Source organism: Pauljensenia sp. 20925_1_25 (genome assembly GCF_041433955.1).
GTDB lineage: Bacteria > Actinomycetota > Actinomycetes > Actinomycetales > Actinomycetaceae > Pauljensenia.
Genome location: NZ_JAPWCL010000004.1, coordinates 128290 through 138385, shown reverse-complemented (window position 1 = coordinate 138385; position 10096 = coordinate 128290). Strand labels below are relative to the sequence as shown.

Sequence of the window (10096 nt, the reverse complement as noted above, 5' to 3'; positions counted from 1 at the left end):
TGGCCGGGCTTCGAGATCGATCACTCCGAGCCGCAGGCTCGCGTGTGGCGATCTCGCGGGCGGGCCGCCGCCCCCAGGCACCACACGCAGACAGCAGCGATTATTCGCCTGCGAGGCGGTCGACCTCGTGGATGATGAGGCCGCAGATGGCGCTAACCCACGCGATAGCGGCGACGCCGAGGACGCGCGAGCGCCAGGGGCGGATTTCCAGGAAGTACTCAAAGCCGTAGCCGGAGCCGGGTGCAGCGGCGGACATGCTGAACCCCCACATGGCGGCGATGGTTGCGACGACGGCAACGACGATGAGCACCAGGCACACCCACACCATGATGCGCTGGACCTTGATGCCGTGCCGGGGTCGCCGCTCGATGGGCGAGAGGGCGAGTGCCCACGCGCCGGCGATGAGCGCGGCGGTGATGGCGTCGGAGGGGCGGTGCCAGCCTTCCATCATGACGGATACGCTCATGAGGGAGGTCCACGCCCAGCCGAACCATGCGGAGGGGCCGCGGAACCATTGGGGGGCGACGACGATGAGGGCGAGGGAGAGGGTGACGGCGACGGTCGTGTGGCCGGACGGCAGGGAGTTGACGACGCCGGTGGTCACGCCGAGGCTGGGCCGGGTGAGGACGTAGTCCTTGAGAATTTGGGTGGTGACGTTGGCTCCGACAACCGCGCCGAGGGCTCGTCCCGCAAGGGTGGGTCGACGCCTGGCTGCCGCGACGATGGCGACGAGGACACCGATGCCGCCCAGGACAGGCACGGACACAAGGCCAGTGATGAGGGTGGAGAATTCCTCATACTGTCTGGCTGAGCGCATGGTCCCTTCCATGAGGATCGTATCGATTACCTGTCCGTACGAGGTGCTCAGCACGCCATAGCTAATGAATGCGGTAAGCGAGAGACAGGCGGTAACTCCGGCGATACGTCGGGCCAGTTTGTGCCGGTACCATCTGTCGGCGCTGAGGGGACGAAGCGCGGGTTCGGTCCCGTTGTCGTCCGCGTTCGCGCTGCGGCTGGTTGTGGTGCGTGCGCGGGCGGGGCGTTCCTTGGTGGAGACGCTGGATGTGCGGGTTTTGCTTCCCGCTGTTTTCTTGCGTTTTGTCGCGCTCTTCTGGGGGTCTTTGTCGTTGCCGGATGTGCGCGAACCGGAGCGGGTGCGGGGCTGAACGGGGCGCGATCCTCGGGTGTAAGACTCGTCGACGGTAGGGTCGGAGGGCAGGGCGGAGTTAGGGTCGTCCATACTGTCCTCCGTTCGTATTAGTGCGGTCATTCAGATACACACTGTAGTGGAGTGTGGCGCAACTTCGCGGATTAGCTGGGGGTGAACGCGGCTTGGAGACGTGTTTCAAAGCTGGGATCAGGGATGATGGGTCCTGAGTTTTTACCCGCTACCACCTTGTCACAAGTGCGTTCACGGCCCGGGGGTGCGCTCTAAGCGCACGAAGATGGGCGCGCGCGTGACGGGGGCCTCGGTTAGAGTGGGTGTGTCCGATTCTGCACGTTTACGTCGGGAGTTGTCAGTGGCCACTTCTTCACCTGTGAGCACCGATCGCATTCGAGATCTGTTGCGGTCTCGTGACGTGCGTTTCGGCGATTACAACGAGGGTGAGTTGGCGTATCTGACGCCGAACGCCGCGTTTTTCTGGAACGCGACGAATCCTCAGATCCTGCAGCTGCGCGCACAGTGGCGGGGCATCGCCCGCACGCCGGAGCAGTTCGGGGAGCTGGCCCGAGAGGTTGCGACCTGCAATTCGACGCGCACGGGTCCGAAGGCATACGTGGCTCCGCTCGAAGATGGCACGCAGTACGGCCTGATCGCAGAGTGCAACATCGTTGTGTTGTCCGGATTGACGCAGGCGCAGCTGGATCATTTCTTTGAAACGTCTATGTCGATGATCATGGGTTTCTTCGCGGATCTTGAGGTGACGCTGCCTGGGTTCGTGGATTGGGTCAGCGAGAGCGCGGAGGCGCAGCGATGAACGTTCCTTTTGTGGTTCCCGAGGACGATACGACGCCTTACCCGGCTGACTTTGAGCGCGTGGTGGCGTGTGTTCGCGAGATGGGCTACGCCTTGGACATCATTGAGGAGGGGCGCGCTGGCGGCGCGATCTTCGACCGCGTTCCTTTCCTGGTGTCGTTTGATGCGGCGGGGCGTTTCCTGTCGATTCGTGCCCTGTGGGAGCCGGAGATTCCGGCGGAGACCGGCGAGCATGCAATGTTCGCGACGGCCGATAACTGGAATCGTGAGAAGTACTTCCCGACGGTCTACACGGCGACGACTCCCGAGGGGAAGCTGGGCGTGTACGCGGATTTCGTGGTGGACACGAAGCCAGGCCTGTCGAATAATCAGTTGCGCGACATGATTGCGTCGGGTATTTCGACGGGCATCGCGGCGATGGAGTACGTGAAGGAGTCGGCCTCCGAGGCCCTGGGGTGGGTGAACCCGGACTCGGATGAGCGCTGACCGCTCGTCGTCCTTCTCACACGAGGCCGGGGCGGGTTCACGCGAGCACGCGCGGTTGGCCCCGGGCATGGGGTCGTCGGCGTCGCCTCGGGGTGAGGCGGGCGATCAGGCGCGACCGAGCGCCACTGGTGTACCCGCTCTCTCTCCTTCTCCCTCCCCCACTGACCTGCTGGCGGTGTTGGAGCGCTTGAGCGCCGGGGATGACCGCCTGCTTGGCCACGTGACCTTGCCGGGGCGTTCGGGGCGGATCGCACAGTGGCCGCAGTGGGTCTCACCCGCGGTCGTGGACGCGTGGGCGCGCCAGGGCGTGGAGCGCCCGTGGATTCATCAGCGCGAGGCCATGGATGCCCTGCACGAGGGCCGCGACATCGTGCTTGCGACGGGCACGGGGTCCGGCAAGTCTCTGGCCGCGTGGACACCGATCCTCTCCGACCTGGTGGAGGCCGAGGATTCGTCGCGTATTTCCGCGATCCACCGCCGCCCGACGGCCCTGTACCTGGCTCCGACGAAAGCTCTGGCGGCGGATCAGCTGACCTCACTCATGGCACTTCTTGGCCAGAACGACGCACCGGCCGACGCACTGGGGAGAGCGGACCCGGAGGGAGGCCACCGCCTCGTCGATGAGAGGCTGCGCCGCGTGCGCACGACGACCGTGGATGGGGACACGCCGCGCGAGGCGAAGGAGTGGGCGCGGGCGGGCGCTGACCTGATCCTGTCGAACCCGGATTTCCTGCACTACGTGATGCTGCCGTCGCACCAGCGCTGGTCGCGCTTTTTGGCGTCGCTGCGCCTCATCGTCATCGACGAGGCGCACCATTGGCGCGGCGTGACCGGCTCGCATATCGCGCTGGTCGTGCGCCGTCTGCTGCGCGTCGCTCACCACTTGGGTGCGGATCCGCGCGTGGTCATGCTCAGCGCGACGGTGCGCGACGCGGCGTCGGTGGGGCGCGCGCTGACGGGGCGCGACGCTGTTGCTATCACCGAGGACGACTCACCGGCGGGTGCGCACGAGCTGGTCCTGTGGCAGGGCGCGATCATGGCCGACGAGTCCGAGGTCGACATTTCCTCGTTCCTGGCAGCCCTCGACGCGCCTCCCGGCACGGCCACGCTCAAGGTCCCGATCGTGCGGCGCAGCGCCGGGGTCGAGGCCGCCAACCTGGCCGCCGCCTTCGTCGAGGAGGGCGCACGTCTGCTCGCCTTCGTCCGCTCGCGCGCGGGGGCCGAGGCCGTGGCCGCTCAGGTGCGCGACCGCCTCTCGGCGCGTGGTTCGGCGAACGCGGGACGGGTGGGCGCGTATCGCGGCGGCTACCTGCCCGAGGAGCGTCGCGCGCTCGAGGAGGCGATCCGCACGGGAGAAGTGCGAGCACTCGCCACGACGTCGGCGCTCGAGATGGGCCTGGACATCTCGGGGCTGGACGCGACGATCACGGTCGGATGGCCGGGCACGCGCGCATCCCTGCGCCAGCAGATCGGGCGCGCGGGTCGCGCGGGTGCTCCGGGCACCTCCGTTCTCATCGCCTCCGACAACCCGCTGGACGCGTACCTGGTGCGCCACCCGGAACACATCCTCGGCGAGGTCGAGGCCTCCGTCATCGACCCCTCTAATCCGTGGGTGCTGGCCCCGCACGTCGCCGCCGCAGCCGCCGAAATACCGATCACGCCGTCCGATATCACCTACTTTGGTCCCGAACTGCGCGCTGTCGCCCTGCGACTCGTCGCCGACGGCTACCTCAAGCGCAGGCCCGCCGGATTCTTCTGGGACGCCACCAGGCCCGAGCGCCCCAGCGACCTCACCGACCTGCGCGGCGCCGCCGGAGACGTCCAGATCGTCGACGCCGCCACCGGCACCGTCATCGGCACCATCGACCAGGCCTCCGCCGACGCCCACGTCTTCCCCGGCGCCATCTACATCCACCAGGGGCGCACCTTCCACGTCCTCTCTCTCAACTCCCTCACCACGCCCACCGCACCCACCTCCCAGGGGTGGCCGCGCGCACTCCTGCCCGAGGCCGGGGGCGGCACCCGGGGAAGCGGCCACCCGGGGAGCAGGGAGCGGGAGGAGGCCCAGGCCTCGTCAATCATCATCCCGCCCGCGCGGGTCGATGACGCGCGCGTCGCCCTGGTCGAGGAAGTGCGCACTCCCCTGCGCACGCGCTCGGCGACCCACACGAGCGTCGAGGTGTGCGCCATCGAGGAGACGTACGTGTGCGGGGATGGCACGGTCACCTGGCATCACGGGCCGACGAACGTGTCGACGCGAGTCACCGACTACGATCTGCTACGACTGCCCGGACTCGAGTTCATCCGCAACATCGAGCTGTTCCTCCCCACCCACACGCTGCCCACGAAGTCCACGTGGTTCACCCTGACCCCCACGGCGCTGGCCGCGATGGGGATCGAGGCCGCGGACCTGGCGGGCACCCTGCACGCGACCGAGCACGCGATGATCGGCATCCTGCCCCTCGTCGCGACCTGCGACCGCTGGGACCTGGGCGGCCTGTCCACCGAGCTGCACGACGACACGGGCGCGCCCACCGTGTTCATTCACGACGCGTTCCGGGGCGGTGCCGGGCACGCGCTTACCGGCTTTCACAGCGCGCGGTCGTGGGTGGCCGCCACGCTCGAGGCCGTCTCCTCCTGCGACTGCGAGTCCGGGTGCCCGCGCTGCATCCAGTCCCCCAAGTGCGGCAACGGCAACGAACCCCTGTCCAAGCAGGGCGCGATCACGCTGCTCACCTACCTACAGGACCGTGCCCCCGGCGCGTAGGGACAGCCCTGAATGCCGTTCAGGCACCTGTCAGCCAGCGCCCCGTGCCACCGGCGCGTAGGGACAGCCCAAGTTCATTTCAGTTCCCTCCAGTTACTTGAGGCCGTGCCCCCGGCGCGTAGGGACAGCCCTCTCCAACAGACGCATGCAATTCCCCCAGGCCAGTGTGAGTTGCTCTCACAAACGTTGTAATTCCGACGATCTGACTTCAATGTTTGCAAGAGATGCATAGAAATTACATGCGACTTTGTTGGGGAACTACGCCCACGATGCCTGGGTTATCTAGATTCACCTCATACGACAGTGCATTCACCAGAGCCCCGCGCGCGCTGATCGGAGGACTCCTCTCATCCGCACGCTAACCCGCTATTCCGAAGCTGGGTCCCTTCATCCGCACGCTAACCCGCTATTCCGAAGCTGGGCAGCCACGCCCACGTACGGGACAGGCGGCCCACATGCGGAACAGGGGGTTCACATGCGGGACGCGTTGGAGTCCAAGTCGTTGCCACACACAGCCAATCCGTCACGAACCATGGGACAGCCACACACCCACGATGCTTCAGTATTCACATAATCGAGGCACACACGACCGACTAAAATAGTGAATTTCCCGCGCTGCAAAGCCGAAAAGTCACCGCAAAACCAACACGATTTGTCCTTTAACCCTTGTCTTTTAACCCTATAACCCCGGGTTAACAGGCTGCACGATCATGTTCCGGTGGAGGAGCGCTTGTCTTTTAACCTTATAACCCCAGAGCGCCGTCGCGCTGCCGGGTTAACAGGCTGCACGTACTCGAAGGGGCCGACCTTACGGTCGGCCCCTTCGAGCATCCCATCAACACAGTGCAAGTCTCCCGATGCGCTCCCTTTCCCGGATCGCCTCTGTCAGCGATTCCTTTAGCTTGATGACTCCTAATGTAGAGTCCTCACCTGTGGGAAGCATTGAACGCACCTGATAGTTTCCTGAGAGTTTTTCACTGTTCCTGACCGGCGCGTGCTTTCGCGCGAATCTCGACAGACACTCCCATGACGCTGACGAACTCGCTCACAATCACCCGGCAGTCACTGTCAAGCACTTCGCACGATTCAACACCGACCCGGTTGGCGGCGGCGACGGACGCAGCCGCGTCGCAGGGTGCTGCCCCGACGTCCTCCCAGGGGGAGGTCGCGGAGCGCTCGGCCCCCGCGAGCGCCGCTAGGTCTGCGACGGCTTGCAGTCGCACGGCAGCGGTGCGCGCGGCACCGACTCCCGCGAGGAGGAGTGAGAGGGTGATCGCCAGGGCGATGAGTCCGAGGCTGTTGACTGTCCCGGACCCCTCGTCACCGAGGCGGTCGGGCGGCGCGTCGAGTGGGCGGGTCACGGCAGGTCCCCCTCGTCGATGGTGGTGACCGTGCAGTGTGCCTGGCCCCCGATCCATCCGGCGGCACCGCGATACGGGGCGCTGCCGGTGACGGTCACACGGCCATTCCCACGCTCGACTGTGTAGGAGCCGCCCGGATACGAGGCCGTGGCCGCGTCCTGTGCGTTGTCTTCCCCAATGGAGGCGGCGCGAGCGCCCTCGCGGACGGCCTGGCACAGGGAGGAGCCGGTCAGGCCTGCCTGCGCGGTCGCGGCGATCACGCCGATAACGAGGGTGACGGCGGCGAAGCACACAGCGTGTTCGACGGTGACATATCCTGCGTCGTGGCGTCTCATCGGGTGTTGAGCGCCTCCTGGATGACGGATTCGAGAGCTGCGCGCACCGCGTCCGATTTGAGGATCACGATGAGCAGTCCTGCGAATCCAGCAGCGGCGATGGTGCCGATCGCGTATTCGACGGTGGTGGCACCCTCCTCGGGGTCGCGCGTACCGCGAGCCGAGGTGTCGTCGCGCGACCCTTGGAGGCGTTGGGCGGCATCGCGCAGGGTGCCCATCGCGGCGAGCTGCGCCCGTGTAGCGGCGTTGTCGATGCGTTCAATAATCGTCATTGATCTGTCCTTTCTACGTGCGCGCGGGTGCGCGCAGGGCCAGTGTGCGCGGCTGTGTCTGCCGTATTCCAGCGGGGAACTTGCCCCTGTGGATAGCGCTGCGACACGAGAGGGGGCTGTGGATAAGGCTCGTCTCAGCGCATCCCTGTGGATGGGGGTTGCCGTTGAGATCAGGGGAGGGACCGCTACATCTGCTACATCTGCCGGTGAGGCGCGACACCGAGCCCTGCCGATGCGGCGCTGCCCGCTCGGGCGAACGGGCCTAGGCCTCGGGCCTCGGCCCGAGGACGATGCGACGCTGCCCCGAAGAATCGGGCCACGGGCACCACACCTAGTGCCTGCAAGGAGTTCGCTCTCCCCTACCCTCCGATGCCGGTCATGAGGTGGGCGAGGAGGGGTGCGATGCCGAGGAGGAGGAACGCGGGCAGGAAGAATGCTCCGAGGGGGCCGACGAGGCGCACGGAGAGTTCTTCGGCTTTCGTGCGCGCGTCGATGAGTCGCGTGCGTCGTTCCCAGGTGGCGCAGCGTGCGAGCATTCCATCGGGCGCTGTGCCGGCGGTCCACGAGGCCTCGAGTGCATCGCGCAGGGGCGCGGCCCAGGTGGGTGTGTCCTCCCAGGCCTCCTCCCAGGTGGCCCCCAGGCGCAGGGCGGCGGCGGTCCACGACAGGGCTTCGTGCGCGCAGGCGTGGGCGAGTGCGTCAAGGGCGCGCGGGATTGAAGCGCCGCAGGCCAGGGCTGAGGCGACCAGATCGCACGCGAGTGCCGCGTCGCTTCCCGGGCTGTCGGCCCGAATGGGTGGACCCGCGCGACCACCACCCGCGCGACCACCACCCGCGCCCCCCACGCCCGCATCCGCGCTCCGACAGCGGGCGAGGATCCGCCTGCACGAGGCGATGCCCGCTCCCCATGCCGCCAGCCCACTGACGGCGCAGGCGCTCCCAGGCCCGCCGCCCGTGTAGAAGGACCAGGGGGAGGCCCCGAGCGCCAGCGCGGCCACAACCCCCACGAGGGGCAGCGCGGCGAGCACGCGAGCGGACATGAGCGGCCCCGCTGATGCGACGCGCCGCGCCTCCTCGACGGCCTGCGCGTCATCGATGGCATCCCCGATCGCGTCGAGGACGTCGGCCAGGGGCGCGCCGAGGCTGTGGCTGAATCGACAGGCCACGATCACCGAGGCGGCACTAGACCGGGCAGCTGCCGCCTCCGAGTGGTGCCCGCCCGTCAGGAGGGCACGCCACCTGCTCGGTTCGCGCGCCCACTGGTCGAGGACGGGCGGGTAGACGTCGTCGATGCTGCCCGTGCTTCCCACGCCGATGCGCGCCAGAGCCTGTCCCCATGCGGACGAGGCCGGGGCTCCCGCGCGGAGACGCGTCGCGACTTCTGCGACGAGGAGGGCGATCTCGCGAGGAGAGGGCGTCCCCCGTGCGCGACCGCGGTGGTGTGCGGAGGCATTCCGGAAGACGTAGAGACCAGCGCGCAGGCGAGCAATCACAGACGGAGGCGAGGTACCGCCGCGTCTGATTGCAGGGGAAGGCCCGGACCACGCCCGCACGACCCGTCGCTCGCGGCGTGCCCGCAGGAGGCGGGCGACGCAGCACGCCAGCAGCCGCAGCGCGCACGCTCCGAGCGCGGCACCCACCAACGCAACGATCAGCAGCCAGGCTCCCCCGTCGGCGGCAACGTCAACAGGAACGAGGCCGTCCCAGCCCCTCGGGAAACCATCCGACGCTACGCTGCAACCACGGATGCTGGCGGTTCCCGCCAGTGCACGCGCAACCCACCTCATATCCCAGCCCTCCCGGCCAAGGCAGCCCAGGCCTCGTGCTCGGTGACGCGCCCATCGACGCTGACGCTAAGGGCGGGCACGCACTGGAGGGCGGAGGATGTACGCGTGAGGACGCCGACCTCGGCGACCCAGCGGTGAGCGGAGGTGGAGCGGCGCATGTGGAGGACGGCGTCGAGGGCGCTGGAGGCTTGGGCACAGACAGCGCTTTCGCTCATACCCGCGAGCGCGCCGAGCGCCGCGAGCCGCGCGGGCACGTCACGCGCACTGTTGGCGTGCAGGGTCGCCCAGCCGCCGTCGTGTCCGGTGTTGAGGGCGGTGAGGACGTCGCGCACTTCGGGGCCTCGGCATTCCCCGAGGACGAGCCGGTCGGGCCGCATGCGCATGGCGGCGCGCACGAGGTCGGGCAGGGTGACGGCACCTCGCCCTTCGACGTTGGGGGCCCGTTCGACGAGATGGACGCAGTGCGGGTGGGCGGGCGCGATTTCGGGGACTTCTTCGATGCAGACAATACGCTCACCCGCAGGAACAAGTGCGAGTGCGGCGCTTAGGAGGGTCGTTTTACCGCTGCCGGTGGCCCCGGAGATGAGGACGTTCGTGCGCTCGGCGACGAGCGCGCGAACGAGGGGACCTACGGGTGGGGTCAGCGTCCCGCACGCTTCAAGGTCACCGATTCCGAGGCGGCGAGTGCCGAGCACGCGCAGGGAGATGAGAGTGCCCGAGCCGGACACGGGCGCGAGCACAGCGTGCAGGCGCACTCCCCCGGGTAACGTCCCGTCGGCGATGGGGCTCGCGTCGTCCAGACGCACCCCGCACGCGCTCGCCATGCGGATTGCGGCGCGGCGCGCGTCCGCCTCGTCGGGGATGCCGACGTCGGCGCGCACCAGTCCACCGCCTCGATCCACCCAGGCTTGTCCTCCGTTGATGAGGACATCGGTGACGCCGGGCGCGTCCACGACCGAGGCCAGGGCGGGATTCATGCCGCGCTGTCGAGCGCGCAGTTCGTCGAGGATCGAGGCCGCCTCTGCGGCACCGCAACCCGGGCGAGCGGCGCGTGAGACGGCGCGGGCGGGTGGATCGCCTCGCGCGAGGAGTCGCAGGGGGATGGTCATG

11 protein-coding genes, 2 pseudogenes and 1 CRISPR repeat array are annotated in these 10096 nt (G+C 67.9%); of the genes and pseudogenes, 4 read left to right on the top strand and 9 right to left on the bottom strand.

Annotated elements, in window-relative coordinates; genetic code table 11:
• Positions 1–100: 100 nt before the first annotated feature.
• Positions 101–1240 carry a phosphatase PAP2 family protein gene (locus tag O3932_RS03395; protein WP_009647646.1) on the bottom strand — a complete coding sequence of 380 codons (1140 nt, stop codon included), beginning with the start codon at positions 1238–1240 and terminating at the stop codon, positions 101–103.
• Between the two features lie 280 nt (positions 1241–1520).
• On the opposite strand from O3932_RS03395, the gene O3932_RS03390 reads away from it, so the two are divergent.
• The 3 genes and pseudogenes from O3932_RS03390 to O3932_RS03380 all read left to right on the top strand — a co-directional run.
• A complete protein-coding gene (locus O3932_RS03390) occupies positions 1521–1979 on the top strand; it encodes a YbjN domain-containing protein (RefSeq protein WP_009647633.1) in 459 nt (152 codons plus the stop codon).
• Positions 1976–2464, top strand: coding sequence for a YbjN domain-containing protein (locus O3932_RS03385; protein ID WP_371536253.1), 489 nt, complete (start codon positions 1976–1978; stop codon positions 2462–2464). Before O3932_RS03390 ends, O3932_RS03385 begins: the two co-directional genes overlap by 4 nt.
• Positions 2454–4214, top strand: a pseudogene (locus tag O3932_RS03380) (DEAD/DEAH box helicase); the annotation flags it as partial. The gene O3932_RS03385 and the pseudogene O3932_RS03380, both read left to right, overlap by 11 nt.
• Positions 4215–4369: 155 nt before the next feature.
• Here O3932_RS03380 and O3932_RS03375 read toward each other — a convergent pair.
• Together O3932_RS03375 and O3932_RS03370 are read right to left on the bottom strand one after the other, a co-directional pair.
• A complete protein-coding gene (locus O3932_RS03375) occupies positions 4370–4684 on the bottom strand; it encodes a hypothetical protein (RefSeq protein ID WP_371536251.1) in 315 nt (104 codons plus the stop codon).
• 58 nt (positions 4685–4742) lie between these two features.
• On the bottom strand, positions 4743–5012 hold the full coding sequence (locus O3932_RS03370; RefSeq protein ID WP_371536248.1) for a hypothetical protein: 270 nt from the start codon (positions 5010–5012) through the stop codon (positions 4743–4745).
• Here O3932_RS03370 and O3932_RS03365 point away from each other — a divergent pair.
• Positions 4953–5075: pseudogene (locus O3932_RS03365) on the top strand (hypothetical protein); the annotation flags it as partial. The gene O3932_RS03370 and the pseudogene O3932_RS03365 sit on opposite strands and share 60 nt — an antisense overlap.
• On the opposite strand, the gene O3932_RS03360 reads toward O3932_RS03365, so the two are convergent.
• The 6 genes from O3932_RS03360 to O3932_RS03335 all read right to left on the bottom strand — a co-directional run bounded on the left by O3932_RS03360 (position 5054) and on the right by O3932_RS03335 (position 10095).
• Entirely contained in the window at positions 5054–5191 is a 138-nt protein-coding gene (locus O3932_RS03360) for a hypothetical protein (RefSeq protein ID WP_371536246.1), read from the bottom strand. The pseudogene O3932_RS03365 and the gene O3932_RS03360 overlap by 22 nt on opposite strands.
• 21 nt (positions 5192–5212) lie before the next feature.
• A CRISPR array of direct repeats spans positions 5213–5363; the repeat unit is 20 nt; unit sequence CCGGCGCGTAGGGACAGCCC.
• A gap of 842 nt (positions 5364–6205) precedes the next feature.
• Positions 6206–6592, bottom strand: coding sequence for an Rv3654c family TadE-like protein (locus O3932_RS03355; RefSeq protein ID WP_314569581.1), 387 nt, complete (start codon positions 6590–6592; stop codon positions 6206–6208).
• Positions 6589–6927 (bottom strand): TadE/TadG family type IV pilus assembly protein, encoded by a 339-nt coding sequence (locus tag O3932_RS03350; RefSeq protein WP_371536243.1) that lies wholly within the window; start codon positions 6925–6927, stop codon positions 6589–6591. Before O3932_RS03350 ends, O3932_RS03355 begins: the two co-directional genes overlap by 4 nt.
• Positions 6924–7199, bottom strand: a complete 276-nt coding sequence (locus tag O3932_RS03345) for a DUF4244 domain-containing protein (RefSeq protein ID WP_299242111.1) — start codon at positions 7197–7199, stop codon at positions 6924–6926. Before O3932_RS03345 ends, O3932_RS03350 begins: the two co-directional genes overlap by 4 nt.
• A gap of 359 nt (positions 7200–7558) precedes the next feature.
• On the bottom strand, positions 7559–8986 hold the full coding sequence (locus O3932_RS03340; RefSeq protein WP_371536241.1) for a type II secretion system F family protein: 1428 nt from the start codon (positions 8984–8986) through the stop codon (positions 7559–7561).
• Complete coding sequence (locus O3932_RS03335) at positions 8983–10095, bottom strand: TadA family conjugal transfer-associated ATPase (RefSeq protein ID WP_371536238.1); 1113 nt, start codon at positions 10093–10095, stop codon at positions 8983–8985. The genes O3932_RS03340 and O3932_RS03335 overlap by 4 nt, the downstream gene beginning before the upstream one ends.
• Between the last annotated feature and the right edge of the window lies 1 nt (position 10096).

Coding starts and splice junctions, on each gene's coding strand:
- O3932_RS03345 (WP_299242111.1), bottom strand. CDS start 7,199: ATGACGATTATTGAACGCATCGACAACGCCGCTACACGGGCGCAGCTC.
- O3932_RS03385 (WP_371536253.1), top strand. CDS start 1,976: ATGAACGTTCCTTTTGTGGTTCCCGAGGACGATACGACGCCTTACCCG.
- O3932_RS03350 (WP_371536243.1), bottom strand. CDS start 6,927: ATGAGACGCCACGACGCAGGATATGTCACCGTCGAACACGCTGTGTGC.
- O3932_RS03335 (WP_371536238.1), bottom strand. CDS start 10,095: ATGACCATCCCCCTGCGACTCCTCGCGCGAGGCGATCCACCCGCCCGC.
- O3932_RS03395 (WP_009647646.1), bottom strand. CDS start 1,240: ATGGACGACCCTAACTCCGCCCTGCCCTCCGACCCTACCGTCGACGAG.
- O3932_RS03340 (WP_371536241.1), bottom strand. CDS start 8,986: ATGAGGTGGGTTGCGCGTGCACTGGCGGGAACCGCCAGCATCCGTGGT.